21 protein-coding genes and 2 pseudogenes are annotated in these 25688 nt (G+C 69.9%); 8 read left to right on the top strand and 15 right to left on the bottom strand.

Annotation, left to right across the window (positions count from 1 at the left end; translation table 11 throughout):
- Positions 1 to 2 precede the first annotated feature (2 nt).
- The 6 genes from ACZ7IB_RS38960 to ACZ7IB_RS38935 form a co-directional block, all read right to left on the bottom strand.
- A complete protein-coding gene (locus ACZ7IB_RS38960) occupies positions 3 to 1022 on the bottom strand; it encodes an HpcH/HpaI aldolase/citrate lyase family protein (protein ID WP_470919263.1) in 1020 nt (339 codons plus the stop codon).
- Positions 1019 to 3031, bottom strand: coding sequence for a protein meaA (locus ACZ7IB_RS38955; RefSeq protein WP_470919261.1), 2013 nt, complete (start codon positions 3029 to 3031; stop codon positions 1019 to 1021). The genes ACZ7IB_RS38960 and ACZ7IB_RS38955 overlap by 4 nt, the downstream gene beginning before the upstream one ends.
- A 1-nt stretch (position 3032) precedes the next feature.
- Entirely contained in the window at positions 3033 to 4406 is a 1374-nt protein-coding gene (ccrA, locus tag ACZ7IB_RS38950; protein WP_470919259.1) for a crotonyl-CoA carboxylase/reductase, read from the bottom strand.
- Positions 4407 to 4764: 358 nt separating this feature from the next.
- Complete coding sequence (locus ACZ7IB_RS38945) at positions 4765 to 5562, bottom strand: GNAT family N-acetyltransferase (protein ID WP_470919257.1); 798 nt, start codon at positions 5560 to 5562, stop codon at positions 4765 to 4767.
- Positions 5563 to 5642: 80 nt separating this feature from the next.
- Entirely contained in the window at positions 5643 to 6458 is an 816-nt protein-coding gene (locus tag ACZ7IB_RS38940; RefSeq protein WP_470919255.1) for a TetR family transcriptional regulator, read from the bottom strand.
- A gap of 91 nt (positions 6459 to 6549) precedes the next feature.
- Positions 6550 to 8331, bottom strand: coding sequence for a 3-hydroxyacyl-CoA dehydrogenase family protein (locus ACZ7IB_RS38935; RefSeq protein WP_470919254.1), 1782 nt, complete (start codon positions 8329 to 8331; stop codon positions 6550 to 6552).
- A gap of 339 nt (positions 8332 to 8670) precedes the next feature.
- Between ACZ7IB_RS38935 and ACZ7IB_RS38930 the strand changes: the two genes are divergently transcribed.
- Entirely contained in the window at positions 8671 to 9243 is a 573-nt protein-coding gene (locus ACZ7IB_RS38930) for an adenylosuccinate lyase (protein WP_093894901.1), read from the top strand.
- Positions 9244 to 9282: 39 nt separating this feature from the next.
- Here the strand turns inward: ACZ7IB_RS38930 and ACZ7IB_RS38925 are convergent, their stop codons facing one another.
- The 5 genes and pseudogenes from ACZ7IB_RS38925 to ACZ7IB_RS38905 form a co-directional block, all read right to left on the bottom strand.
- Positions 9283 to 9825 carry a GNAT family N-acetyltransferase gene (locus ACZ7IB_RS38925; RefSeq protein WP_470919252.1) on the bottom strand — a complete coding sequence of 181 codons (543 nt, stop codon included), beginning with the start codon at positions 9823 to 9825 and terminating at the stop codon, positions 9283 to 9285.
- A gap of 65 nt (positions 9826 to 9890) precedes the next feature.
- A complete protein-coding gene (locus tag ACZ7IB_RS38920) occupies positions 9891 to 11495 on the bottom strand; it encodes an alpha/beta hydrolase (protein ID WP_470919250.1) in 1605 nt (534 codons plus the stop codon).
- Between the two features lie 87 nt (positions 11496 to 11582).
- A pseudogene (locus ACZ7IB_RS38915) lies at positions 11583 to 12386 on the bottom strand (radical SAM family protein); the annotation flags it as partial.
- Between the two features lie 201 nt (positions 12387 to 12587).
- The gene (locus tag ACZ7IB_RS38910; RefSeq protein ID WP_470919249.1) at positions 12588 to 14051 is read right to left on the bottom strand and encodes a recombinase family protein; all 1464 of its coding nucleotides are present in this window, start codon (positions 14049 to 14051) and stop codon (positions 12588 to 12590) included.
- A gap of 10 nt (positions 14052 to 14061) precedes the next feature.
- The gene (locus tag ACZ7IB_RS38905) at positions 14062 to 14190 is read right to left on the bottom strand and encodes a hypothetical protein (RefSeq protein ID WP_470919314.1); all 129 of its coding nucleotides are present in this window, start codon (positions 14188 to 14190) and stop codon (positions 14062 to 14064) included.
- Between the two features lie 149 nt (positions 14191 to 14339).
- Here ACZ7IB_RS38905 and ACZ7IB_RS38900 point away from each other — a divergent pair, with 149 nt between their 5' ends.
- The 3 genes from ACZ7IB_RS38900 to ACZ7IB_RS38890 all read left to right on the top strand — a co-directional run bounded on the left by ACZ7IB_RS38900 (position 14340) and on the right by ACZ7IB_RS38890 (position 18523).
- Positions 14340 to 14783, top strand: coding sequence for an SRPBCC family protein (locus ACZ7IB_RS38900; protein ID WP_327271869.1), 444 nt, complete (start codon positions 14340 to 14342; stop codon positions 14781 to 14783).
- A gap of 188 nt (positions 14784 to 14971) precedes the next feature.
- On the top strand, positions 14972 to 17431 hold the full coding sequence (locus ACZ7IB_RS38895; protein WP_470919248.1) for an MFS transporter: 2460 nt from the start codon (positions 14972 to 14974) through the stop codon (positions 17429 to 17431).
- Positions 17432 to 17791: 360 nt separating this feature from the next.
- Positions 17792 to 18523, top strand: coding sequence for a class I SAM-dependent methyltransferase (locus tag ACZ7IB_RS38890; RefSeq protein ID WP_470919247.1), 732 nt, complete (start codon positions 17792 to 17794; stop codon positions 18521 to 18523).
- A 223-nt stretch (positions 18524 to 18746) separates the two neighbouring features.
- Here the strand turns inward: ACZ7IB_RS38890 and ACZ7IB_RS38885 are convergent, their stop codons facing one another.
- Positions 18747 to 19637: a LysR family transcriptional regulator gene (locus ACZ7IB_RS38885; RefSeq protein ID WP_470919246.1), complete on the bottom strand. Its 891-nt coding sequence runs from the start codon at positions 19635 to 19637 to the stop codon at positions 18747 to 18749.
- A 114-nt stretch (positions 19638 to 19751) separates the two neighbouring features.
- On the opposite strand from ACZ7IB_RS38885, the gene ACZ7IB_RS38880 reads away from it, so the two are divergent.
- Together ACZ7IB_RS38880 and ACZ7IB_RS38875 are read left to right on the top strand one after the other, a co-directional pair.
- Positions 19752 to 20753, top strand: coding sequence for an aldo/keto reductase (locus ACZ7IB_RS38880; RefSeq protein WP_470919245.1), 1002 nt, complete (start codon positions 19752 to 19754; stop codon positions 20751 to 20753).
- Between the two features lie 212 nt (positions 20754 to 20965).
- A pseudogene (locus tag ACZ7IB_RS38875) lies at positions 20966 to 21052 on the top strand (MerR family transcriptional regulator); the annotation flags it as partial.
- Between the two features lie 19 nt (positions 21053 to 21071).
- On the opposite strand, the gene ACZ7IB_RS38870 reads toward ACZ7IB_RS38875, so the two are convergent.
- Genes ACZ7IB_RS38870 through ACZ7IB_RS38860 form a run of 3 tightly spaced genes read right to left on the bottom strand, consistent with a single transcriptional unit; the run spans position 21072 to position 23772 of the window.
- On the bottom strand, positions 21072 to 21566 hold the full coding sequence (locus ACZ7IB_RS38870; protein ID WP_470919244.1) for a GerMN domain-containing protein: 495 nt from the start codon (positions 21564 to 21566) through the stop codon (positions 21072 to 21074).
- The gene (locus ACZ7IB_RS38865; protein ID WP_470919242.1) at positions 21563 to 23083 is read right to left on the bottom strand and encodes an ATP-binding protein; all 1521 of its coding nucleotides are present in this window, start codon (positions 23081 to 23083) and stop codon (positions 21563 to 21565) included. Before ACZ7IB_RS38865 ends, ACZ7IB_RS38870 begins: the two co-directional genes overlap by 4 nt.
- Positions 23080 to 23772: a response regulator gene (locus tag ACZ7IB_RS38860; RefSeq protein WP_413752434.1), complete on the bottom strand. Its 693-nt coding sequence runs from the start codon at positions 23770 to 23772 to the stop codon at positions 23080 to 23082. The genes ACZ7IB_RS38865 and ACZ7IB_RS38860 overlap by 4 nt, the downstream gene beginning before the upstream one ends.
- Before the next feature lie 135 nt (positions 23773 to 23907).
- Between ACZ7IB_RS38860 and ACZ7IB_RS38855 the strand changes: the two genes are divergently transcribed.
- Positions 23908 to 24561, top strand: a complete 654-nt coding sequence (locus tag ACZ7IB_RS38855; RefSeq protein ID WP_470919240.1) for a hypothetical protein — start codon at positions 23908 to 23910, stop codon at positions 24559 to 24561.
- Positions 24558 to 25631, top strand: a complete 1074-nt coding sequence (locus tag ACZ7IB_RS38850) for a peptidoglycan-binding protein (protein ID WP_470919238.1) — start codon at positions 24558 to 24560, stop codon at positions 25629 to 25631. The genes ACZ7IB_RS38855 and ACZ7IB_RS38850 overlap by 4 nt, the downstream gene beginning before the upstream one ends.
- Positions 25632 to 25688: the final 57 nt, after the last annotated feature.

The following is a 25688-nucleotide window of genomic DNA, read 5'->3' as shown; positions in this document are numbered from 1 at the left end:
GATCAGGCCTCCGGCGCTTCGAACTTGGAGGTGCGCTGCATACCGGCCGCGCGGCCCTTGCCCGCGATGACGAGCGCCATCTTGCGGCTCGCCTCGTCGATCATCTCGTCGCCGAGCATCGCCGAGCCCTTCTTGCCGCCCTCCTCCGAGGTGCACCACTCGTACGCGTCGAGGATCAGCTCGGCGTGGTCGTAGTCCTCCTGCGACGGCGAGAACACCTCGTTGGCCGCGTCGACCTGACCGGGGTGCAGCACCCACTTGCCGTCGAAGCCCAGCGCCGCCGCACGGCCCGCGACCTCGCGGTACGCGTCCACGTCGCGGATCTGCAGGAAGGGGCCGTCGATCGCCTGGAGGTCGTGCGTACGGGCCGCCATCAGGATGCGCATCAGGATGTAGTGGTACGCGTCCGCGCCGTATCCGGGCGGCTGCTGACCGACGACCAGGGTCTTCATGTTGATCGACGCCATGAAGTCTGCCGGGCCGAAGATCAGCGTCTCCAGGCGGGGCGAGGCGGCGGCGATGTCGTCGATGTTCACCAGGCCCTTGGCGTTCTCGATCTGTGCCTCGATGCCGATCCTCCCGACCTCGAAGCCCATCGTCTTCTCGATCTGGGTGAGCAGCAGATCGAGGGCGACCACCTGCTGGGCGTCCTGGACCTTCGGCAGCATGATGCAGTCGAGGTTCTGGCCGGCGCCCTCGACCACCGTGATCACATCGCGGTACGTCCAGTGCGTCGTCCAGTCGTTGACGCGCACGACCCGGGTCTTGCCCGTCCAGTCGCCGTTGTTCAGCGCGTCGACGATGTGGTGCCGGGCGCCCTCCTTGGCGAGCGGCGCGCAGGCATCCTCCAGGTCGAGGAAGACCTGGTCGGCAGGGAGGCCCTGGGCCTTCTCCAGGAACCGCGGGTTCGAGCCGGGCACTGCCAGACACGAGCGGCGTGGACGCAGACGGTTCGGGAGGTGCGCGGCGGAGCCGCTCCCCGGAAGGGTGGTGGCGGGAGACGGGTGGGCGGGCTGGGTCATGCGGGGACCTCCAGAGGGTCGAGCTTGTTCGCTTTCCGGATCTCGTCGACGATACGGCCGATGATCTCCGTGATACCGAAATCCTTCGGGGTGAATACGGCGGCGACGCCCGCCTCGATCAGCGCGGTGGCGTCGGCGGGCGGAATGATCCCGCCCACGATCACCGGGATGTCGGCGGCGCCCGCCCCGCGCAGCCGGGTGAGTACGTCCGGTACGAGTTCGGCGTGCGAACCCGACAGGATCGACAGGCCGACGCAGTGCACGTCCTCGGCGAGGGCGGCCGAGACGATCTGCTCGGGGGTCAGCCTGATCCCCTGGTAGACGACCTCGAAACCGGCGTCACGGGCCCGTACGGCGATCTGCTCGGCGCCGTTGGAGTGCCCGTCCAGGCCCGGCTTGCCGACCAGCAGCCGCAGCCGCCCGGCGCCCAGGTCGGCGGCGGTGCGGGCGACCTTCTCGCGGACGAGGGCGAGCGGTGTGCCGGCCTCCGCGGTGACCGCGACCGGAGCGGACGAGACGCCCGTAGGAGCCCGGAACTCGCCGAAGACATCGCGCAGCGCCCAGGACCACTCGCCGGTGGTGACACCCGCGCGGGCGCACTCCACGGTCGCTTCCATCATGTTCTCGGTGCCGGCCGCGGCCTTCTTCAGGGCCGCCAGCGCCTCGGAGGCACGGGCCTCGTCGCGGTTGTCGCGCCACTCGTGGAGGGCTGTGACGACCCTGGCCTCATTGGCGGGGTCGACCGTCATGATTGCCCCGTCGAGGTCCGCGGTGAGCGGGTTCGGTTCGGTCGTCTCGTAGATGTTGACACCGACGATCTTCTCCTCGCCGCCCTCGATCCGGGCCCGGCGGGCGGCGTGCGAGGAGACCAGCTCGGACTTCAGATAGCCGGACTCGACGGCCGCCATGGCGCCGCCCATCTGCTGGATCCGGTCGATCTCGGCGAGCGACTCGGCGACCAGCTCGTCCACCTTGGCCTCGATGACATGCGATCCGGCGAAGATGTCCTCGTACTCCAGCAGATCGCTCTCGTGCGCGAGCACCTGCTGGATACGGAGCGACCACTGCTGGTCCCAGGGCCGGGGGAGCCCCAGTGCCTCGTTCCAGGCCGGCAACTGGACGGCCCGGGCGCGGGCGTCCTTGGAGAGGGTGACGGCCAGCATCTCCAGGACGATGCGCTGGACGTTGTTCTCCGGCTGTGCCTCGGTCAGGCCGAGCGAGTTGACCTGGACGCCGTAACGGAAGCGGCGCTGCTTGGCGTCGGTGATGCCGTACCGCTCGCGGGTGACCTGGTCCCAGATGCGGCCGAAGGCGCGCATCTTGCACATCTCCTCGATGAAGCGGACGCCCGCGTTCACGAAGAAGGAGATCCGCGCGACCACATCGCCGAACTTCTCCTCGGGCACCTGACCGGAATCGCGTACGGCGTCCAGGACCGCGATGGCCGTCGACATGGCGTATGCGATCTCCTGGACCGGAGTGGCTCCCGCCTCCTGCAGGTGGTAACTGCAGATGTTGATCGGGTTCCACTTCGGGATGTGGTTGACCGTGTACGTGATCATGTCGGTGGTCAGCCGCAGCGAAGGACCGGGCGGGAAGACATGCGTCCCGCGCGAGAGGTACTCCTTGACGATGTCGTTCTGCGTGGTGCCCTGGAGCCTGGTGGCGTCGGCGCCCTGTTCCTCCGCGACCACCTGGTAGAGCGCCAGCAGCCACATCGCGGTGGCGTTGATCGTCATCGAGGTGTTCATCTGCTCCAGGGGGATGTCCTGGAACAGCCGGCGCATGTCACCGAGGTGCGACACGGGCACGCCGACCCGGCCGACCTCGCCGCGGGCGAGGATGTGGTCGGGGTCGTACCCGGTCTGCGTCGGCAGGTCGAAGGCGACCGACAGGCCCGTCTGGCCCTTGGCGAGGTTGCGCCGGTAGAGCTCGTTGGACGCCTCGGCGGTCGAGTGGCCGGCGTACGTCCGCATGAGCCACGGGCGGTCCTTCTGGCGGCCCGTCATGTCAGACATTCCTGCTGTGCTCGTCGGTCCGCTCCGCCGGCGCGTCACGGAACAGGTTGATGGCGTCGATGTGCTGCTCGCGCAGCTCCTCGTTGCGTACACCCAGACCCTCGCGGGGGGCCAGCGCGAGCACGCCGACCTTGCCATGGTGGAGGTTGCGGTGGACGTCGTACGCGGCCTGACCGGTCTCCTCCAGCGAGTAGACCTTCGACAGCGTCGGGTGGATCTTGCCCTTGGCGACCAGCCGGTTGGCCTCCCACGCCTCGCGGTAGTTGGCGAAGTGCGAGCCCACGATCTTCTTCAGCGACATCCACAGGTAGCGGTTGTCGTACTCGTGGTTGTAGCCCGACGTGGACGCGCAGGTGACGATCGTGCCGCCCTTGCGGGTCACGTACACCGAGGCACCGAACGTCTCGCGGCCCGGGTGTTCGAAGACGATGTCCACGTCCTCGCCGCCGGTCAGCTCACGGATGCGCTTGCCGAACCGCTTCCACTCGCGCGGATCCTGGTTGTGCTCGTCCTTCCAGAACTTGTAGCCCTCGGCGTTGCGGTCGATGATCGCCTCGGCGCCCATCTTCCGGCAGATGTCCGCCTTCTGGTCGCTGGAGACGACACAGATCGGGTTGGCACCACCGGCCAGCGCGAACTGTGTGGCGTATGAACCGAGTCCGCCGCTGGCGCCCCAGATCAGCACGTTGTCGCCCTGCTTCATGCCCGCGCCGTTGCGCGAGACGAGCTGACGGTACGCGGTGGAGTTGACGAGGCCGGGAGCCGCGGCCTCCTCCCAGCTGAGGTGCTGCGGCTTCGGCATCAGCTGGTTGGACTTGACGAGCGCGATCTCGGCGAGGCCGCCGAAGTTGGTCTCGAAGCCCCAGATGCGCTGCTCGGGGTCGAGCATCGTGTCGTTGTGGCCGTCCGAGGACTCCAGTTCGACCGAGAGGCAGTGCGCGACGACCTCGTCGCCCGGGTGCCAGGCGTTGACGCCGGGGCCGGTGCGCAGGACGACGCCCGCCAGGTCGGAGCCGATGATGTGGTACGGCAGGTCGTGGCGCTTGGTGAGCTCGCTGAGCTTGCCGTAGCGCTCCAGGAAGCCGAAGGTGGCCATCGGCTCGAAGATCGAGGTCCACACGGAGTTGTAGTTCACCGAGCTGGCCATGACGGCGACCAGCGCCTCGCCGGGCCCGAGCTCGGGCACCGGAACCTCGTCGAGATGCAGTGACTTGCGGGGGTCCTTGTCGCGGGTGGTGAGCCCGGCGAACATCTCCGTCTCGTCCTTGTGCACGGTCACCGCGCGGTACGACTCAGGGATGGACAGGGCCGCGAAGTCCGCGGCGGTGCTGTCCTGCGATTGGATCGCGTCCAGGATTTCCTTCACGGTGTGCCTCCGGCGGGTGGGGGCGCTGAGGGAACGCTTGAGGATCCCTGCAAGCTGAGGGGAGCGGTGTGGTGTGGAGGTGCTGCCGTCGGTTCGGCTGGTAAGGCTTCGGCTTGCTCTGTGGAGCAGAAGGGTTTGCCTGTGACGCAGGCGTCCGGGCGCGCAGGCATATTGCTTGCGGGGACAGCCGGCGTACGTGAGATCTCAGCACGCCGGCCGCCCGGACAACTTCAACGTATGGCACTCCGTGACACCTGGCAAGGCACTCGGTGCCAACAATTTCTCTCACTTGTCACCCGCCGGGCACGCATGAGCAACGCAAGAGGTGTTCCGGGAGGTTCTGTCCCGCCGGAAGCGGTCAGCGCGAGGGCCGGTACACGTAAGGAATCGTGGTGCTCAGGGCCAGGAATCCGAGTCGCTGGAGGATCGGGCTGCTCTGATCGGAGGCGTCGACCTGAAGGTAGCCGTAGCCGCGCTCCGCCGCGATCCGGGCGCGGAAGGCGACCAGGGACCGGTAGATGCCCCTCCCGCGCCACGCCTCGACCGTTCCGCCGCCCCAGAGCCCCGCGAAGCCCGTGCCCGGGTACAGCTCCATCCTGGCCGAGCTCACCGGCTCGTCGCCCACCATGGCGAGGACGCCGACGAAGCTGTCCGGGTCCTCGGTCAGCCTGGCCAGCACCTGACGCCGCAGTCGCGACCAGTCCGAGCCGAATGCCTGCCCATGGGCGCGGGCCATCAGCTCCACATCGTCCGCGTCACTCACGGTGCGCAGCCGGACGCCCTCGGGCAGTTCCACCGCCGTCGAGAGGTCCGCCACCGGGGCGACCAGCAGGGTCTCCGGCTCCTCCGCCTCGAAACCGGCAGCCAGCAGCCGCTCCGCCAGATCCGCCGGCCGGTCGTGCGCGTACAGCTTCCACTCGAACTCGTCGTGTCCCAGCGCCGTGTAGTGCGCCACCTGTGCCGCGATCGCCGCGTCCGCCCGTACGGCATCCAGGTCCGGGGCCGACCACACGACACCGTTCCAGTCGTCGGCCGCGCCGACCTGTCGTACGACATCACCGGTGCGCTCGACCCGGACACCGGGGCCGTCGGGGCGGGCGTGCTCGCGCATTTCGCGGTCGAATAGGGTCAGAAGTGTGTCGCGATCATGATTCATCCGCACACCACAGCACCGGGGCGCGGGCACGGCAACCGGGTTTCCGGTACGGGGACGGGGCCGGCCGGCCCCGTCCCTGCTCAGCGGTTCTTGAGCGCCTGCTGGATCGTGCGCATCACTTCTTCGAGGGGCGCGTCCGTCCGCGCCACCGTGACGAGTACCTCGCCCTGGGACGTCACCGAAGCGGCCGGCTGCTTCGCCGGTTCGGTGCCGGCGATCCGGCCCGCGCCGATGCCGGTCCCGAACGTGTCGCGGACGATCGAGAAGGCGTGGTCGAGCTGGGCCTCCACATCGCCCTCGCCGCCCGCCCGCAGCCAGCGGCGCAGCACATGGTTGTGCGCGGTGACGACGGCGGATGCCGCGACCTCCGCGAGCAGTGGGTCGTCATTGCCGACATGGTGGTCGTGCTCGTCGAAGTGGCCCAGCAGATAGCGCGTGAACAGTCGCTCGTAGCGGGCCACCGAGGCGATTTCGGCCTCGCGCAGTGTGGGGACCTCACGGGTCAGTTTGTAGCGGGCCACGGAGACCGCGGGCTTTGCCGCGTACATCTTCATGACTTCCTTGATGCCGCGGCAGACGGTGTCGAGCGGGTGCTCGTGCGCGGGGGCGGCATTGAGGACGGCCTCGGCCCTGACGAGGGTGTCGTCGTGGTCCGGGAAGATCGCCTCTTCCTTGGAGCGGAAGTGCCGGAAGAAGGTCCGCCGGGCGACTCCCGCGGCGCCCGCGATCTCGTCGACCGTCGTCGCCTCGTACCCCTTCGAGGCGAAGAGTTCCATTGCCGCGGCGGCCAGTTCGCGGCGCATTTTGAGCCGTTGGGCGGCGGCGCGGGTGCCTGCGGCACTTTCCTGGGTGTCGGACGCGGCGGAGACACGGGGGGACCTGGCGGGCTGGGACATGGTGTGAACGTACTGCATCGGTGCAGGGGAATGCGCCCGTGGGGGCGGGCCGCCCGAAGGATCGAGCAGCCCGCCCCACCCGGCTCCCGGCTCAGCGCCGGGCATATTCGCGGAAGCCGCGCCCCGTCTTGCGGCCGAGGCAGCCGGCGGCCACCAGATGCTCCAGCAGCGGAGCCGGGGCCAGGCCCGGGTCGCGGAACTCGCCGTGCAGCACCTTCTCGATGGCGAGCGAGACATCGAGTCCGACGACGTCGAGGAGCTCGAACGGGCCCATCGGGTAGCCGCCGCCCAGCTTCATCGCGGCGTCGATGTCGTCGAGGCTCGCGTAGTGCTCCTCGACCATCTTGATCGCGTTGTTGAGGTACGGGAACAGCAGCGCGTTCACGATGAAGCCGGCCCGGTCCCCGCAGTCCACCGGGTGCTTGCGGACCTTGACGCACACCTCGCGGACGGTGGCGTGGACATCGTCCGCGGTGAGCACCGTACGGACGACCTCGACCAGCTTCATCGCGGGCGCCGGGTTGAAGAAGTGCATCCCGATGACGTCCTGCGGGCGCGAGGTGGCCCGCGCGATCGCCACGACCGGCAGTGACGAGGTGGTGGTGGCGAGCACCGCACCCGGCTTGCAGACCTTGTCCATCGTCCCGAACAGCTGCTGCTTGACCGACAGGTCCTCGGCGACCGCCTCGACCGCGAGATCGACATCGGCGAAGGCGTCCAGCGAACCGGCTGCGGTGATCCGGGCCAGGGTCTCGTCCCGCGCCTCGGCGGTCAGCCGCCCCTTGGCGACGGAACGCTCCAGGGACTTGGCGATCCGGCCCTTCGCCGTGTCCGCCTTCTCCTGGCTGCGGGCGGCGAGCACCACGTCGTAGCCGGCCTTCGCGAAGACCTCGGCGATCCCCGAGGCCATCGTCCCGGAGCCCGCGACGCCCACCGACCGCACCGTGCGTCCGCCGGCCGGCGACGCGCTCTCCTGCGGGGTCAGCGCGTCCGGCACCACGGTCTGGCTACCGGATTCCGTGTACGTGTAGAAGCCGCGGCCCGACTTGCGGCCGGTCAGCCCCGCCTCGCTGAGCTGCCTGAGGACGGGGGCCGGGGCGTGCAGCCGGTCGTGCGACGCGGAGTACATCGCCTCCAGGACGGTACGGGCGGTGTCGATCCCGATCAGGTCGAGGAGGGCGAGTGGTCCCATCGGCAGGCCGCAGCCCAGCTTCATCGCCGCGTCGATGTCCTCACGGGAGGCGTAGTTCGCCTCGTACATCGCGGCGGCCTGGTTGAGGTACCCGAACAGCAGCCCGTCGGCGACGAAGCCCGGCCGGTCGCCGACCGCGACCGGCTCCTTGCCCAGGCTGCGGGCGAGCGCGGTGACCGCCTCGACGGCCGGCGGCGCGGTCAGCACCGAGGAGACCACCTCGACCAGCTTCATCGCGGGCGCCGGGTTGAAGAAGTGCAGACCGAGCACGCGCTCGGGGTGCAGCGATTCGGCGGCGAGCCGGGTGACCGACAGGGCGTTGGTGCCGGTCGCCAGGATCGCGGTCGGGGAGACGATCGCGTCGAGCTCCCGGAAGAGCTGCTGCTTGATCTCGTACGACTCGGGCACGACCTCGATGACCAGCTCCGCCTCCGCGGCGGCCTGGAGGTCACCGAAGGTACGGAACCGGGCGAGGACGTCGCTGCGCTCCTCCTCCGTGATCCGCTCGCGCCGCACGGCGCGGGCAGTCGCGGCTTCCAGGGCGGCGACGGCCTGACGGGCGGCCGCGTCGCTGATATCGATACCGATGACCTCGTGGCCGGCGCGGGCCAGGACTTCGGCGATGCCGGTGCCCATGGTGCCGAGACCGACGACGGCAATGGTGCTGAGCGGGGTGTCCATCACGGGACTCCAGAGAATGAGTGACGACTGTGAGGAGCACGGCGCGCGCATAAAAGGCGAACTGGCGCAGGGCGTGCGGGAATTGCGTGTCGTGGTGCTCAAGGCCGAGGCGCGATGGGCGCGCCCGGACCGGGAAGGGGCGACGGACTCTGTCCCGGAGTCACGTCTCGCAAAGCTGCCGAACCGACAAGCACTCCGGGTGGCTGCGTCACCAGGCCACCGGAGCCGGCGGGATTGTGTCCCGCTCACATGAGCTTAACCGGTGAGTAACGAGCACGCCAGCCCCGAGTTGCTGTGGTCCGGCTCACACTCACTGTCATCGCCGATACGCTGAGGGTCATGGACGAGGAGTTCCGGTCGTTGACGGACCGGCTGGCGGACGAGGCGGGGGAGTCGGCGGCGTACCGCAGACTGCTCGCCACCGATGACGACGAGGAACTGGCCCGGGTCCTCGTGGAACGCGAACGCCCGCTCTGGGCACGGGAGATCGCCGCGTTCAGGCTCGGCTGCGGCGGTGACCGACGGGCCTTCGAGGCGCTGGTCCTGCTGCTCAACCACCGAGACCCGGAGCGCTGCGTCTCCGCCGCCCACGCCCTGGTGCGCCTCGGCGACCCCCGCACGCCCCGGGCCGCCGCGGCCCTGGCCACGAACAACCTGCGCACCGCGTACGCCCTGCACCCGGTGCGGCTGCTCACCGCGCTTCGGGCCCCGGAGTCCGTACCGGCGCTGATGAGCACCCTGGAGCGGCTCCTGGCCCCGGACGATCCGCACTGGCGGGTGGCGCTCGCCTGCGTGGAAGGGCTCGGGCAGCTCGGGGACGAACAGGCCCGCCCGCTCCTGGAGGCGGCGCTGCCGCACCCGAGACTGGGCGGCGCGGCACGGGACGCGCTCAGCCGCCTGCGGAGGGCCTGAGGGTGCGGACCTCTGCCGACCGGTCCGGCGCCGACGCGTTCAAGGGGTGCCGAGGGCACGCACGTACCGCACCTCGGGTACGAGTACGCCGTCCACCTCGAAGGGCTCCTCGGCGCCGTCGGGGCGGAAACCCGAGCGCTCGTAGAAGCGGCGGGCCGGGGCATTCTCCTTCAGCACCCAGAGCGCCAGGTCCGGGAAGCCGTCCGCGGTGGCGCGGGTGAGCATCTGAGCCATCAGGGCACGGCCGGCCCCGGTCCCGATCTGCTCGGGCAGCACATAGATCGCGTACAGCTCGCCCCGCGCCGGCCGTCTGCCGTTCTCGCGGTACGGGCCGTAGCAGGCCCAGCCGATCACACCGAGGCCCGCCCGTTCGGCCACCACATTCACGACCGGGTTGCCCTCGGCGAAGAATCCACGGCTCCGTTCCGCGACCTCGGCGATGTCCATGGCGTCCAGATGCGACTGCGGCATCAGTCCGGCGTACGCGGCCTGCCAGCCGCGCACCCGGACTCTCGCGACCGCCTCGCAGTCGTCGACAGTCATGTCCCTTACGAGCACATCGGGCGTGGTCCGTATCGTCATATGGGCCATCCTGATGCATGCGTCAGGATGGCCCATACAGGAATCCGGCCCGGGTTCGCAGGGCGTCAGCCGCGGAAGCCGAGCAGGCTGTGCAGGATGCTGCCCCTGCTGCCGGAACCCGTTCCCCGGGCCGACTCCACCGCCGCCCTGCCGGTCAGCGGCTTCGGGTCGGGGGACTTGGCGCAGACCGCGTCCGCGTCGGCCCCGCTGCCTTCGCCGCGCGGGACGGTGCCCTTGTCGAGATAGTCCGCCAGATAGGTGTCCAGGCAGTCGTTGCCGCTCAGTGTGATGCCGTGATTGCCGCCGCCCTGCTCGACCACCAGGCTGGAGTCGCGCAGCTTGCGGTGCAGGGTGACTCCGCCCTCGTACGGCGTGGCAGCGTCCTCGGTGGCCTGGAAGAGCAGCGCCGGCGGCAGGCTGTCGTTGGAGACCCGCACCGGGTTCAGCGGCTCCACCGGCCAGTCGACGCACGGGGCGTTGTACCAGGTGTTGTTCCAGGTGAAGAAGCGTGCTTTGTCGTGCACCTTCCAGCTGTCGTTGCGCCAGGTGTTCCACTGACGGGGCCACTGGGTGTCGCGGCACTGTACGGCCGAGTAGACCGAGTACCCGTTGTCGGCCTTCGCGTCGACCGCGCCGAACTTCGTGTACGCCTTCACGAGCGCGTCCTGGTCCTGGTCGTTCACATACGCCGCGAACGCATCGGCCAGATACGGCCAGTAGCCGTTGTAGTAGCCGCCGGGCAGGAAGGTGTCCTCCAGCTCGCTCGCCCCGACCTTCCCGCCCGCCGGGTGCGCCTTGACGGCGGCACGCATCGCGTACCAGGCATCCTCGACCTTCGCCGGGTCGCTGCCGAGCCGGTACGTGGTGTCGTGCTTCGCGACCCACGCGGCGAACGCCTTGTGGCGGGCGTCGAAAGCGTAGTTCTGGCCGATGTTGTCGTCGTACCAGACGCCCTCCGGGTCGACGTTCGAGTCGAGGACCAGACGCCGCACCCGCTCCGGGAACAGCTTGGCGTACACCGCGCCGAGGTAGGTCCCGTACGAGTACCCGAAGTAGTTGAGCTGCTGGGAACCGGTTGCCTGCCGGATCACGTCGAGGTCCTTGGCGGCGCTGACGGTGTCCATGTAGGGCAGCAGATCCGGGTACTTCTCGCCACATGCCTGCGCGAACGAGCGGGCCCGGTTGCGGTTGGCCTCCTCGACCGCGAGCGAGTCCGGCACCGAGTCGGGGCGCAGCGGATCGAAGTACTTCGGTACGCAGTCCAGCGCGGGCTCGCTCTCACCGACGCCGCGCGGGTCGAACCCGATCACGTCGTACTGAGCGGCAACCGACTTCGGCAGCGAGGACGCAACGAAGCCGGCCATCGAGAGGCCGCTGCCCCCGGGGCCGCCCGGGTTGACGAGCAGGGGACCCTGGAAGGTCTCCGCGGTGTGCGGGATCCGGGACAGGGCGAGGGTGATCTGCCGACCCGACGGATCGTCATGGTCGAGCGGCGTACTGACCGATGAGCACTGCAGACTCGGGTACGACTTGGTGCCGCAGTCGGTCCAGCTGAGCTCGGCTGCGGTGTGCCGCGCACCGTTGTCGGCGGTCGCCGGGGACGGTGCGGCGGTCACCAGACCGGCGACCGTCGCACCGACGGCGAACAGAATTCCTGGACGTTTCGTCATATGGCCTCCCGTGGTGGGGGAAAGACGGCTGCGCCTGGCGCAGCCCCCGCCGCATGCTCCCCACATTCGCGCCCGGAAGGACATGTTCTATTGAGAGTTGACCCGTTTGCCCGAGTCGGATGCGCCAGGCCTGCCCCTGTCGGATCCGCCGGGTCGGAGCAGGGCCAGCCGGCTGGGCTCGGGGCCGTCGAGCGGTGACCGCCGCTCCTGACGCACGGGGAGCCGGCGGGCCGAGCCGCGGCACGAGGGGCCGATGCCGAACTCGGCCGCCAGTTCGTGGACGTACCGCGTGATGCGCCGCTGGTACCACTTGGGCGCATAGGCCCCCTCGGCGTACAGCCGCTCGTAGCGCCGTACCAGATGGGGGTGGTGCTGCCCGAGCCACCGCATGTACCACTCCCGGGCGCCGGGCCGCAGATGGAGGACGAGCGGGGTCACCGAGGTCGCCCCGGCGGCGGCGATCGCCCGGACCGTGGCGCGCAACTGGTCCGGGTGGTCGCCGAGGAACGGGATGACGGGCGCCATCAGCACGCCGCAGTCGATGCCGTGCTCGCTCAGCGTGCGGACGGCGTCGAGGCGGCGCTCGGGGGAGGGCGTGCCGGGCTCCACGGTGCGCCACAGCCCGTCGTCGACGAAACCCACCGAGACGGAGATGCCGACATCGGTGACCTCGGCCGCCTGCCTCAGCAGCTCCAGATCGCGCAGGATCAGAGTCCCCTTGGTCAGGATCGAGAACGGGTTCGCGTGATCGCGCAGGGCCGAGATGATGCCGGGCATCAACCGGTAGCGGCCCTCGGCGCGCTGATAACAGTCGACATTGGTCCCCATCGCGATGTGTGCGCCGTGCCAGCGGCTGGACGCCAGCTGGCCGCGCAGCAGCTCCGGGGCGTTGGGGCGTTTCCCCTTGATCGTGGACACCCTGATCATTGGATCGTGAAGATCCGTAGGACAGGGTGTCCACGATCAAGGGGAAACGCCCTGTCTTCATCAGTGGCCCGGCTGATGCAGTAGTCCGTTTCGAGCACTTCCCCCACCCCCTACAGGAAACCCCGGGGCACACTCTGCACCACCGGGGCTTGTCTCGCTGCTGCGTCAGCTAACCCAGCGCAGCACCACCCGCGATACGTCGAACGTCTTCGGTCCCGGCTTGCCTGGCTTCACAACCATTTCGGCGAACGCAGCAGCGAGCAGGTCGCGCCGGTCATCGGTCATCGCCTCAGCCCAGTGCTGCGCCATCGTGCGCCCCGTGGGGACCATTTCGACGCGCTGTTCGGGTTCCTGCTCGGCGAGTTCTGCCCGGCGCTCCTGGAGGCGTTGCAGACGTTCGAACGTGGCGGCATCAGCGGCTGTGGCCATGTCCGCTAGGACGTCCCTGATATCCGCCTCCACACTGGACAGCTCATCAACGCCAGCGACGATCACCCGCTCCACATACATAGGCATCGGGCCAGCGGTGGTCAGGTAGCGGCCGGTTACGTGTTCCTCGACGTGCGGGGCGTTCACGCTGACGGGGGCCGGACAGTTCCCACCGTGGCTACGGCTGACGCAGCGATAGCCCACAACGGGATCAGGGTTCGCAGTGCGGCTTGCCCGGCGGAACACCTGCAACGTTGCCCCGCAGGAAGCGCAGGACAGCAGTCCAGACAGCAGCCGGGCGGGTCGACGGCCGCCGGAGTACGGAGCATCACCGGACGGCGTCAGATGGGCACGCAGGGCCGACAGCTCAGCGGCAGTGAGGATCGCAGGCCACGGCGCCACGTACTCACCGTCGGCATCCCGGAGCGGGCGCCCCTTCTCGCTGACCCTGCCGAGCAGGTGCTCACTGGTCAGCAGCTTTCCGAGCGTCTGCCTGGTCCACTGTGCAGCTCTCCGCGGAGCGACCCCAGCGTGATTCATCCGGCGGGCAACTCGGTTCAGCGGATCGGGAGTTGGGCCCAGCAGCGCATCGACAGCCTCACGGATTGCCTGCGCTTCGCTCGGCTCTATGTCCAGCACCCATCCGGGACCATCAGGGTTGGCGACAGCGCGATATCCGAACGGCGTAGCGCCACCTCCCCAGCGGCCTGCTCGGTTCAGCCGGCGCGCCCGGTCCTTTGCCCGCTGACGGATCCGCTCCCGCTCGCTGCGTCCTACCTCCGCCTGAATGACGAACCGGAACCGGAACGCATCACCCTGTGCCGAGTCGATACCGAAGCAATCGAGCAGGCGGACGGGACGGTGTGCGGGCCGGCCAGTCTCCGGGTTCTTCCCCTCTACTACGTCCAGGATCGATGCGGCGACGTTCAGCCCCTCACGGGTCAGCCGGTCGGTGTGGTATGCCATCAGGACATCAGCGCGGCCGGATCGGGCATCATCGAGCCAGGCGGTGAACTCATCACGGTCACGGAACCCGCCGGAGCGTCCATCGTCGACGTGCGCGGGTTCGAGGACGGCCAGCCCCTCACGTTCGGCCAGCGCTCGCATGTCGTTGACCATGCCATCTAGGGACACGTTCTCTGCGTCAGCCGCAACGGACAGGCGGGCATACAGGCTCGCGCGGGGGCGTCGTTTGGTCATGCCGGGCAGACTATCGGCTGTGATGTGCGTCTGTTGGCACTTTCGACGTGTCAAAGGTGCGCGTGGTCACCGCGTCAGCGGTGAAGAGCGCGCTGGCTCCGGTATTGGTGGGGTTGTCGACCAGATTGTCCCAGCGCATGGACGCCTCCTCGGTAGCACTGGGCAGAGAATAGAACACTTGTTCCCTTGATCGTTTTCTCCCCTTCGTCCCGGCCCGGATTTTGAGCGGCGTCCCGGAGGTGGTTGGCTCAGCACACCCCCGAACAACCGAGTGCTGGAGGAACAGCCATGGCGCAGGTCGAGGCAACGACGGAGCGAGTCATCGCGGCGGACGCGGAGACGGTGTTCGACGCGCTGGCCGACTACAAGGAGGTCCGGGGCAAGGTGCTGCCCGGACACTTCAGCGAGTACGAGGTGCGTGAGGGCGGTGACGGCGAGGGCACCCTCGTCCACTGGAAGCTCCAGGCCACCAGCAAGCGGGTGCGCGACTGTCTGCTGGAGGTCACCGAGCCCACCGATGGCCGGCTCGTGGAGAAGGACCGCAACTCCTCGATGGTCACCACCTGGACCGTCACTCCGGCCGGTGAGGGCAAGTCGAAGGCGGTCGTGTCGACCGTCTGGAACGGCGCCGGCGGCATCGGTGGATTCTTCGAGAAGACCTTTGCGCCCAAGGGACTTGGGCGGATCTATGACGAGCTGCTGCAGAACCTTGCCACCGAGGTCGAGAAGTAGCTCCAACCTCTCTTGACCGGCCTCACCGGTTCGGGTGGTTTTCTCGGCCCGTCGGTTGTGCGCCGTAGTGGCTCCCACCGGCGGCTAAGCCCCCCGAGTGCGCCGTCAGCGCCCCCCCGCCGCGTTTGCCCTCGCTTGTCGCGCAATGCGAGAAATGGGCGGCGCAGATGCGACGAGGGGAGCGGCACGTGGTGGGTGGGATCACTCTGTTGGAGGACGAGCCGAGCGGTGCGGGGGCCGCCGGGGCGGCGACCACGCCGCCCTCACCGCCCCCTGACGTGAAAAGGACGGAAGAGGCGGAGGAAGCCGCGGTCATCGCGCCTTCCGCCGTGCCGGAGGCCACCCCCCGCCACATCCGGCTGGTCTTCCTCGGGCTGATGCTCACGCTTCTGCTCGCGGCGCTCGACCAGATGATCGTCGCCACCGCACTGCCGAAGATCGTCGGCGAGCTGCACGGCCTGGAGAAGATGTCCTGGGCCGTCACCGCGTACCTCCTCGCCTCCACCATCGGCCTGCCGATCTACGGAAAGCTCGGTGACCTCTTCGGCCGCAAGGGCGTCTTCCAGTTCGCCATCGTCGTCTTCGTCATCGGCTCCGCGCTGGCCGGCTGGTCCCGCACCATGGACGAACTGATCGCCTTCCGTGCCGTCCAGGGCATCGGCGGTGGTGGGCTCATGATCGGTGTCCAGGCGATCATCGCGGATGTCGTACCGCCCCGGGAACGCGGCCGGTTCATGGGGCTCATCGGTGCAGCCTTCGGCCTCGCCTCCGTCGCGGGCCCGCTGCTCGGCGGCTTCTTCACCGACCATGCCTCCTGGCGCTGGTGCTTCTACATCAACGTCCCGTTCGGCCTGATCACCCTCGCCGTCATCACCGTCGTACTGAAACTCCCCAGGCCCACCGTCCGGCCCCGCCTCGACATCCTCGGCGCGCTGCTGCTCGCGGCCGCCTCCACCTGCCTGGTGCTGCTGACCAGCTGGGGCGGTACGGAGTACGCCTGGGGATCGCGCACCATTCTGGGGCTGGCCGCCGGAGCCGCCGGAACGGCCCTGCTGTTCGTCGTCGTCGAGCACCGGGTAGCCGAACCGATCATTCCGCTGCGGCTGTTCCGTGACTCGATCTTCAATGTCACCGCGCTCGTCGGCGCGGTCGTCGGGGTCGCACTGTTCGGCGCCGCCAGCTATCTGCCGACGTTCCTGCAGATGGTCGACGGCGCCACGGCCACCGAATCCGGGCTGCTGATGCTCCCGATGATGGGCGGCGTCGTCGGCGCGTCCGTCGTCTCCGGTCAGCTGATCTCCCGCACAGGCCGCTACCGCGTCTATCCGATTCTCGGCGCCGCCGCCTCGGTGGCCGGCATGTGGCTGCTCTCCCGGCTCGAAACCGATACCCCGCGGTTCGAATACAGCATCGCGCAGGCCGTGCTCGGCATCGGGATCGGCCTGGTCATGCCGGTACTGGTGCTCGCCGTGCAGAACTCCGTGGAGCCCGCCGACCTCGGCGCCGCCACCAGTGCCAACAACTACTTCCGGCAGATCGGCGGCAGCGTCGGCGCCGCCGTCTTCGGGACGCTCTTCGCGGGCCGCCTCGCGGACGCGCTCGCCGTCCGGCTGCCGTCCGGCGCCGACCTCCCCGACCCCGGGTCGATCACCCCGCAGCTGGTCCATGCCATGGAGCCCGCGCTGCGCGACAGTTACATCCAGGCGTACGCCGACGCGATGCCGCGGATCTTCCTCTACCTCGTGCCGGTGCTCGCGCTCGGCCTGTTCTTCGCCTTCTTCCTCAAGGAGAAACCGCTGGTGTCCCATCACAGCCCCGAAACCGCCGCCGAGTCCGCACCGATCCCCGCCGCCCGCACCACCTCTGCCGCTCCGCCGCCCGTGTACCTGTCGGGTGTGCCCGTGTGCGGCAGCGTCCAGCACCCCGACGGTACGAAGGTCCCGCGTGCTGCCCTCACCCTCATCGACGTCCAGGGACAGCAGGTCGGACGGGGCGCGAGCGGGGACGACGGGCGGTACGCGCTGAGCGTGCCCGGCGCCGGCTCGTACGTCCTCATCGCCGCGGCCGGCGGCCACCAGCCGCAGGCCGTCAGCGTCACCGTGGGCGAACGGCCCGTCGAGCTCGATGTGGTGCTCGGCGGTGCGGGACGCCTTGCCGGGACCGTCGTCACCGCCGACGGCATCCCGGTGCGCGACGCCGCCGTCACCCTCACCGATGTACGCGGTGAAGTGGTCGCGTCCACCCGCAGCGGCCGCGAAGGCGGCTATGTGATCACGGAGTTGGTGGCCGGCGAGTACACCCTCGCCGCCAGCGCGCCCGCCTTCCGGCCCGCCGCGCTGCCGGTGAGCGTGCAGGCGGCCAGGGAGACCCGGCAGGACATCGAACTCGCCGGTGGAGCGGTGCTGCGCGGCGTCGTGCGGGCCAGCGGCGGCCGGCCCGTCGAGGACGCCCGGGTCACGCTCCTGGACGCGGCGGGCAATGTGGTCGACACGCTCACCACCGGGCCCGACGGCGCATTCCGGTTCGTGGACCTGTCCACCGGTGAGTACACGGTGATCGCGGCCGGGTATCCGCCGGTGGCCACCGTCCTCCAGGTCGCGGGTGGCGGACGGACCGAACGCGACCTCCAACTGGGCCACGAGGACTGACCGTTGCGAGGAACGGGCCGGCCGATGGCTTCACCGGCCGGCCCGGCAGCGCAACGGCGCCGTTCCGTGCGCGGCCGGGTGCGCCGGGCGCACCACCCCCGGGGGCGATTGGGCCGATAGCCGGCGGGCGCCGGACGCGGAGCCGCGCCTCGCCCGCGAATGGGGCAGCAGCGCCACGGCACACGGCAAGACCGTCTGGTTCGAACAGGCGCTCAGCCGTATCCCGTGCCCCCGGTCGCACACCTGGTGAAGGACGTCGCCACGGGCGGTGGATGCTGCGTGCGGTCTTGCCGCGGCCGCCCCGGGACGGTAGTCCGTACCTGAGCAAAATGCCTCAGAAGAGCGGACTCGGGAGTGCGTATGGACGTGTCACAGCGTTACCGCGAGGCTTGGGAGGGCTTCTGGTCCGCCACCTCGGACGCACCCGGTGAGGCGATCTGGGACGCCGACCCCTCCCTCAGCTCCGTACCCCACAGCGAGCTGCTCCTGCCGTACGCCGACACCTCGCTGCCCGTCGTCGACCTCGGCTGCGGGAACGGCACCCAGACCCGCTATCTCGCCACCCGCTTCCCCCGCGCGATCGGTGTGGACCTCGCGCACGCGGCGATCGCGCTCGCACGCCGCGCGGACCCCGACGGCGTCGCCGAGTTCGCCCAGCTCAACCTCGTCGACGCGGAGGCCGTGGCGGCCCTGCACGAGCGGATCGGCGACACCAATGTCTATATGCGTGCAGTGATCCACCAGAGCGAGGCCGAGGCCAGGCCAGCCGTCGCCGCGGCGGTTGCGACGATGGTGGGGGAGCGGGGCCGGGCATTCGTCGCCGAGCTGACCCCGGCCTCCAAGAAGGTGCTCCAGCAGGCGACGCAGGGACCGGACGGCCCGCCCGAGAAACTGCGCCGGGTCCTGGACCATGGTCTCAAGCCGGCCGGCGCCACGGAGGAGGAGGTGCCTCAACTGCTGCGGGCGGCCGGCCTGACCACGCTGGCCGGCGGTGACACCGCCCTGGCCCAGACCGAGTATCTGCCCGACGGAACCCGTATCGACCTGCCCGCACGCTGGTTCGTGCTGGCCGCGTCCCTGGCCGTCGGCTGACATCGTCGGCCGACGGCACAGGGAGCGGCGGGCGAGGAGGTCGAGGCAGCAGCCGTGGCCCCCGCTTCGCCGCGAGGTCCTCGACCCAGCCGAACAGCGCCACCGCCGCGGCGGTCAGCACCCGGGCGACGGCGAACCGGAACCACATGCTGTCCAGCGGAAGATCCCGTTCGAGGGTCGGCACATTCCACATCAGATCGATCAGCGGCACGCTCCGCTGCCCTCACAGCCCGCCGTCACTTTGGAGCAGCGCCATCAGTTCCCGCGCGCCCGGGCTCATGGCCCGGGCCGCCGGCAGCACCACGACGCTCTCGTAGTAAGGCTGTCGGGGCCCTTCGAGCTCCACCGCCACCAGTCCCCGGGCCTCGGGCTTACGGGAGAAGTGGTGCGGCACCAGCGCGACCCCCAGCCCCTCGTGCACCAGCTCCAGCAGGCTGTGTACGTCATTCACCTCCAGCCCCACCGTGCGCCGCACCCGTGCCTCGGTGAACGCCGCGTCCGCCGCCCGCCGCGGACCCCAGTCCGGATGGAAGTCGATGAAGGACTCACCGGGCAGCTCACCCCACGCGACGCGGTCCGCCGTCGCGAACCGATGACCGGGGGCGCAGAGGACGACCATGGGCTCACGCGCCAGCGGGATGAGCTCGCCTCGCCACTCGACGGAACTGACGGTCGCGGCGAAGGCGGCATCGAGCCGCCCGCCGGCCACCCCGTCCACCAGACTCGTGGTGCCCTCCTGGCGGAGCCGGATCTCCATGAGCGGATGCTTACGGTGAAAGGCCGCCAGCAGACGCGGAAGATGCACCCCGGGCACGCACTGCTCGACGCCAACCGACAGCGTGCCGCGCAGCAGTCCCCGTACCGCATCGACGGCGTCCCTCGCCGCTCGCGCCCCCGCCAGCGTGCGCTTGGCCTCCACCAGCAGGGCGCGCCCCGCCTCGGTCAGCCGCACGCTGCGCGTGGTGCGGCTGAACAGCGGTGTCCTGAGCTCCTGTTCCAGGGCCCGGACGGAGGCGGAAAGACCGGACTGCGAGACGGCGAGGCGCTCGGCGGCACGCGTGAAGTGCTGCTCCTCGGCGACGGCGACGAAATGTTCCAGCTGACGCAACTCCATGATTGAGAAATATAAGCGCTGAATCCAAGCAGAATCTCCTGTTGGACTGCTGGATCGTTGTCGGCGAACCTGGGACCCTGCGCACCGCAACCGCCCCTCTTCCGTGGAGCCTGCATGTACCTCCCGTCCGCCGACCGCTACCAAGCCATGCCCTACCGGCGCACCGGACGCAGCGGACTGCTGCTTCCCGCGCTCTCCCTCGGCCTGTGGCACAACTTCGGCGGTGACCGGACGCCGGAGAACCAGGGGCAGATCCTGCGCCGGGCATTCGATCTCGGCATCACCCACTTCGACCTCGCCAACAACTACGGACCGCCGCCCGGCGCCGCCGAGACCGCGATGGGCCGCGCACTGAGGACGGACTTCGCCCGGCTCCGGGACGAGCTCGTCATCTCGACCAAGGCGGGCTATCTGATGTGGGACGGCCCGTACGGCGAGTGGGGGTCCAGGAAGAATCTGCTCTCGTCGCTCGACCGGAGCCTCACCCGGCTCGGCCTCGACTACGTCGACATCTTCTACTCGCACCGCCCCGACCCCGACACCCCGCTCGAAGAGACGATGGGCGCGCTCGACTCGGCGGTACGCCAGGGCAAGGCGCTCTACGTCGGCATCTCCAACTACTCGCCGGAGCAGACCCGGGAGGCCGCCCGGATCCTCAAGGAGCTGGGCACCCCGCTTCTCATCCACCAGCCGCGCTACTCGATGCTGGACCGCTCGGTCGAGGACGGCCTGCTCACGGCGCTCGACGAGCTGGGCACCGGCTCCATCGCCTACTCGCCGCTGGAGCAGGGCATCCTCTCCGACCGCTATCTGCGCGGCATCCCGGAAGGCTCGCGCGCGGCCGGCAGCAGCCCCTTCCTGACGCCCGATTCGGTCACCCCGGAGCTGGTGGACCGGCTGCGGGCGCTCGACGAGGTGGCTTCCCGGCGCGGTCAGTCCCTCGCGCAGATGGCGCTCGCATGGGTGCTGCGGGGCGGCCGGATCACGTCCGCCGTGGTCGGGGCGAGCAGCGTCGCCCAACTGGAGAACAGCGTCGAGGCGGTCCGTGATCTGGAGTTCACCGACGAGGAGCTGGCCCGGATCGAGGAGATCCTCAAGGGCCCGGACGTCCGCTGAGCCGTCGGGCGCACCCGTGGCCGGGGGCGCCGTCGGGTCCCGGGAATTGCCCGGGCGTACGGCTGTCCTGCGTGGCATGACGGCTTGCTGCAGGATGACAAGAGAACCTAGGATTCCCTTGAAATCACCGGGAGTTACGGCGACGAAGTGTTCTCGCTGAGATACATCCTCACTCATATGATCGAGGAGTACTCGCGGCACAACGGCTACGCGGACTGATGCCGCAGGTGGAGCGGTCGCACGCCGGCCGGCGCCGCTTCAGCAACAGGGACCTGGACCGGCTCGCTTTCGTGGGCAAGGCGAACTCACCTGCCCGTTTCATGCGTTGAGGAACTCCGCACACCGGTAGGGGCCCAGCGCGGCGCCTTCGGACGGCCGCAGGGTGACTTCGACGTCGTCGGTCCTGACCTTCGGGTCGAGTACGGACTGGGCGCGCGCCAGCGTGCACACCAGCTGGCCGGTGCCCTGGTCGCGTCCCGACTCCGCATAGGGGCCGTCGAGGCGCACCGTGACGCGGGTGCCCGTTCCGGTCACCGAATAGCCGCCGAGCTGGACGAGAGAGGTGAGCCCGTCGCGCTGCTCGGCGGGCGAAGGCCCCACGGCGAGCAGCTTCACCACCGCGTTGAGGTCCTTGACCTCCTTGTCCAGCAGGGGTACTCCGCGCAGTCCGTTGTCGGACGCGTAGTAGAGCCGCATGCCGCGCGTCAGCCCGGACGCGGGCTCGCCCGCGCCTATCACTCCGGTCGGCTGGACGCCGCAGCCCACGAGAGCGATCGCCAGCGCGGCGATCACGACTCCCTGTCGGACGTTCATTCCGTGCCCTCTCCTGTGCGTCGCAGGGGCAGCCGCAGCGTGAACACCGCGCCGCGCTGTGGTCCATCGGACGCGTCGGCCACGTCGATCTTGCCGCCGTGCAGCCGTGCGTTCTCCAGTGCGATCGCCGTGCCGAGGCCGCTGCCCTGTCCGCTGTCGTCGGCCGTGCCACGGGTGCGGGCCGCGTCCGCCTTGTAGAACCGGTCGAAGACCCGTTCCCGAGCCTCCGGCGGCAGCCCGGGACCGTGGTCGGCGACCTCCAGCGTCACCCACTCCCCGTCGGCCTCGCGGGCCGTCTTGAGGGTCACGGTGACCGGCGGGGCTCCGTGCCGCAGCGCGTTGCCGACCAGGTTCGCGACGATCACGTCGATGCGGCGCCGGTCGACCACCGCCCGTACGCCCTCGTGGAGGTGCGTCTGCACCCGGTCGGTCCAGCCGCGCAGTGCCAGCGACGCCCGTACGGTGTCGGCGAGGTCCGTCTCGGCCGCGTTCAGCCGTACGGCCTTGGCGTCGAAACGGGAGATCTCCATCAGGTCCTCGACCAGCCGGGACAGCCGTGCCGTTTCCGCGCCGACGGTACGGGCCGCCCGCGCCGCGTCCGGCGGCAGCTGGTCGGCGTCCTCCTCCAGAACGGTCGCCACCATCGTCATCGCCGCGAGGGGCGTGCGCAGTTCGTGCGACACGTCCGCCACGAAACGGCGTGCCTTCGCCTCCTGCTCGCGCAGTTCCGTGTCGGAAGCCTGGAGCGCGTCGGCGGTCTCGTTGAACGTCGTTGCCAGGTCGGCGAGTTCGTCGTGCCCGGTGACGGCGACCCGGCTGCCGAGGTCTCCGGCCGCGAGCTCGCGGGTGGCCCGGCCCAGCTTCCGTACCGGACGAAGGACCGTCCCCGCGGCCAGCAGCGCCAGGACGGCGGCCAGCAGCACCACCGGGACGATGCCCGTGCGTACGGAGTCCAGCAGGGCGGCGGTGTCGTCGCGCTCGGCCCGCAGATCGGTGATCGTGAAGACCTCCAGGCCGGAGGTGCGGCGGTCCCCGTCGGCGAACGTGACAGGCGTGCCGACGACCAGGTAGGGCTCACCCCGCCACTGCACCCGCTGGAACGCGGCATTGTCGCCGGTCATGACGGCGGTGCGCAGCTCGACGGTGATCCGGTCCTGCGTCTCGGCGTACGAGTCGGAGACCGCGGTGAGGTCCTGGTAGCGGGCGACCACGATCTTCCCGCCGATGCCGTCCGACACCTTCGCCGCGAACCGGGACAGCGACTGCTGGTCGGGCGGTACGTCGAAGTCGGCGGCCACCGCGCTGGCCCGCTCCCGGAAGTCGTTCACGGCCGCGTTCTGGGTGCGCTGGAGGACGGCGGTACGGGCGTCCCGGTAGGCGAGGGCGGTCGCGGTCACCGCGCTGATCAGGGCGACGACGACGAAGGTGACGACGAGCCGGACGCGCAGCCCGCCGACGAGCCGCCAAGAGCGCCGCTTCGAGGCGACCCCGCGCCTGCCCTTGTCCGTACGCTTCACAGCGGCCCGAAGCGGTAGCCGAAGCCCCGCACGGTCTGTACGTACCGCGGCTTGGCCGGTACGTCCTCGAGCCTGGCCCGCAGCCGTCCGACCGCCGCGTCCACCAGCCGGGAGTCGCCCAGGTAGGTGTGGTCCCAGACGGATTCGAGGAGCTGCTCGCGGCTGAAGACCCGGCCGGGGGAGGCCGACAGTTCCAGCAGCAGCCGCAGTTCGGTGGGCGGCAGCGCGACCGGTGTGCCGTTCTTGGTGACGGTCAGCCCGGCGCGGTCGATCACCAGCCCGGCGAGATCGGCGTCCGAACGCTGTCGTGCGGACGGTTCCGCGCGCCGCAGGGCGGCCCGGATGCGGGCCTCCAGGACGGGCGCGGTGACCGGCTTGACGACGTAGTCGTCGGCGCCCGCCTCCAGGCCGGTCACGATGTCCGAGTCGTCGCCGCGCGCGGTCAGCATGATCACCGGCAGGGTCGCCGAGCGGGCGCGGATGCGGCGGCACACCTCGAAGCCGTCCATGCCGGGCAGCATCAGGTCCAGTACGGCCAGTTCGACCCGCGCGCCCCGCTCCCCGGCCAGCAGGGCAAGCGCCTGCTCGCCGGTGGCGGCGGTGTCCACGCCGTATCCGTGACGGCGCAGCACGAGCTCCATTCCGTCCCGTACGGACGCGTCGTCCTCGATGAGCAGTACATGCGGCATGGGACCGATTATGGGCACACGGGACCGTTTCCGCCTACTCCGTACTGGGGGTGAACGCGCAGGTCGGGGGCATTGTTACGTTCCCATCATGTGGTCATGGACGGGCCATCATCTGCGGCGGCGAACGTGAAGCGCATGAGTTTCCTCAGGACGAACCCCCGAACCCCCGCCCGGCTGCGCATGGCCACCCTCGTGGCCGTGCCCGTACTCGCCTTCTCCGTCGCCTGCGGGGGCGGTGACGACAGCGCCGGCGGTGCGAAGAAGGACGACGCGATCGCCGACGTGCCGGACGCTCCGACCGCGGGCGCCGCGAAGGGCGGGAACAAGGCGAGCACCCAGCCCGCGGGCAAGAGCGCCTTCTACGACGCCCAGATGAAGTACGTCCAGTGCATGCGTACCAAGGGCGGCTACAAGGACTTCCCCGACCCCAAGCTCAGCGGGCACCTCGACTGGACGAAGGTCAACGAGATCGGCTCCCAGCCCGGCCGCAACGAGGGCATCAAGGGCGGCAAGGACGGTGCCTGCGTCACCGAGTTGCAGGCCGCCATGACGGCCGAGCCCAAGCGCGACCAGCAGAAGGACTACGAGTCGATGCTCGCGCACGCCAAGTGCATGCGGGACAACGGCGTCTCCAAGTTCACCAACCCGACCATGAGCGGCGGCAACGCGATCCCCGGCGGCGACCCGAACCCGGGGTCCCCGTCCATCGACCCGGAGTCGCCGGCGTACAAGCAGGCCCGCGAGGCGTGCAAGTCGAAGCTGCTCGACGGTCTGGACGGCATGCAGTGAAGGGCCGCACCGCCTTCCTCGCGCTCGGCGCGGTGACCGTCGCCGGCGCCGTCACCGGGGGAGTCCTGTTCCTCGGCGACGGCGGCGACGGGGGTGCCTCCGGTAGGGGCGGCGACCTGCCGCCCGCCACCGCGACCGTCGTACGCACCGACCTCGTGCAGTCCAAGACGGTCGACGGAAAGCTCGACTTCGCCCAGCGCCGCCCCGTCAAGTCCGCCGTCGAGGGCACCGTCACGGTGGCCGCTTCCGAAGGGAAGACGCTGACCATGGGGCAGGCACTGTACGAGCTGAACGACAAGCCCGTCACCCTCCTCTACGGCCCGGTCCCGATGTTCCGCGAGATGAAGGTGGGCGACCGGGGCAGCGACGTGCTTCAGCTGGAGCGGAACCTGCGGGACTTGGGGTACGGGGCGAATCTGTACGTCGACACGCAGTACGGCAAGGACACCGAGGCCGCCGTCAAGCGGTGGCAGAAGTCCCTGAACCGTGAGGCCACCGGCAGGGTCGGCAAGGGCGATGTCGTCTTCCAGCCCGACCGGGTCAAGGTCGTCACCGCTGACGCGGCGCTCGCCGACCAGGTCGGCCCGGACACGCCCGTACTGACGGTCGCCTCCACCAAGCCGGTCGTCCGGGCGCAGCTCGACCAGGGCGACGGCGCGCTCACCTCCCGGGGCACCAAGGTCGAGGTCACCCTGCCGAGCGGGAAGACGGCGACCGGCAAGGTGGCCCGGACGGTGCGTCCCGAGGAGACCGCCTCCGGGGACGCCGCGCAGGACGGCATCACCGTCGAGGTCGTCCTGGACGGCGGGGCGAGCGCCGCGTCCGGCGAGGACGCCAAGGCGTCGGCGAGCGTGAAGTTCGTCAGCGAGGCGCACAAGGGAGTCCTCGCGGTCCCCGTCGAGGCGGTCGTCGCCCTGCGCGGCGAGAACGGCGGCTACGGCCTCCAAGTCGTCCAGGGCGCCACCTCGAAGATGGTGCGGGTGGAGACGGGCATGACCACCGACGGACAGATCGAGGTCAGCGGCCCGGACGTGCGCGAGGGCATGAAGGTCGGAGTGGCGAAGTCATGACGCCGGCCCCGGTGATCGAACTGCGGGACGCCACCAAGTCCTACCCCGGTGGCGTCC

It is taken from the genome of Streptomyces sp. NPDC037301, from assembly GCF_055602785.1.
This window is presented reverse-complemented; position numbering and strand designations above follow the sequence as displayed.

What these genes read in the sequence shown, in the direction of transcription:
- ACZ7IB_RS38960 (WP_470919263.1), bottom strand. Translation starts at nt 1,022, where the DNA reads ATGACCCAGCCCGCCCACCCGTCTCCCGCCACCACCCTTCCGGGGAGC.
- ACZ7IB_RS38955 (WP_470919261.1), bottom strand. Translation starts at nt 3,031, where the DNA reads ATGACGGGCCGCCAGAAGGACCGCCCGTGGCTCATGCGGACGTACGCC.
- ACZ7IB_RS38945 (WP_470919257.1), bottom strand. Translation starts at nt 5,562, where the DNA reads ATGAATCATGATCGCGACACACTTCTGACCCTATTCGACCGCGAAATG.
- ACZ7IB_RS38940 (WP_470919255.1), bottom strand. Translation starts at nt 6,458, where the DNA reads ATGTCCCAGCCCGCCAGGTCCCCCCGTGTCTCCGCCGCGTCCGACACC.
- ACZ7IB_RS38935 (WP_470919254.1), bottom strand. Translation starts at nt 8,331, where the DNA reads ATGGACACCCCGCTCAGCACCATTGCCGTCGTCGGTCTCGGCACCATG.
- ACZ7IB_RS38930 (WP_093894901.1), top strand. Translation starts at nt 8,671, where the DNA reads ATGGACGAGGAGTTCCGGTCGTTGACGGACCGGCTGGCGGACGAGGCG.
- ACZ7IB_RS38925 (WP_470919252.1), bottom strand. Translation starts at nt 9,825, where the DNA reads ATGACGATACGGACCACGCCCGATGTGCTCGTAAGGGACATGACTGTC.
- ACZ7IB_RS38920 (WP_470919250.1), bottom strand. Translation starts at nt 11,495, where the DNA reads ATGACGAAACGTCCAGGAATTCTGTTCGCCGTCGGTGCGACGGTCGCC.
- ACZ7IB_RS38910 (WP_470919249.1), bottom strand. Translation starts at nt 14,051, where the DNA reads ATGACCAAACGACGCCCCCGCGCGAGCCTGTATGCCCGCCTGTCCGTT.
- ACZ7IB_RS38905 (WP_470919314.1), bottom strand. Translation starts at nt 14,190, where the DNA reads ATGCGCTGGGACAATCTGGTCGACAACCCCACCAATACCGGAGCCAGC.
- ACZ7IB_RS38900 (WP_327271869.1), top strand. Translation starts at nt 14,340, where the DNA reads ATGGCGCAGGTCGAGGCAACGACGGAGCGAGTCATCGCGGCGGACGCG.
- ACZ7IB_RS38890 (WP_470919247.1), top strand. Translation starts at nt 17,792, where the DNA reads ATGGACGTGTCACAGCGTTACCGCGAGGCTTGGGAGGGCTTCTGGTCC.
- ACZ7IB_RS38885 (WP_470919246.1), bottom strand. Translation starts at nt 19,637, where the DNA reads ATGGAGTTGCGTCAGCTGGAACATTTCGTCGCCGTCGCCGAGGAGCAG.
- ACZ7IB_RS38880 (WP_470919245.1), top strand. Translation starts at nt 19,752, where the DNA reads ATGTACCTCCCGTCCGCCGACCGCTACCAAGCCATGCCCTACCGGCGC.
- ACZ7IB_RS38870 (WP_470919244.1), bottom strand. Translation starts at nt 21,566, where the DNA reads ATGAACGTCCGACAGGGAGTCGTGATCGCCGCGCTGGCGATCGCTCTC.
- ACZ7IB_RS38860 (WP_413752434.1), bottom strand. Translation starts at nt 23,772, where the DNA reads ATGCCGCATGTACTGCTCATCGAGGACGACGCGTCCGTACGGGACGGA.
- ACZ7IB_RS38855 (WP_470919240.1), top strand. Translation starts at nt 23,908, where the DNA reads ATGAGTTTCCTCAGGACGAACCCCCGAACCCCCGCCCGGCTGCGCATG.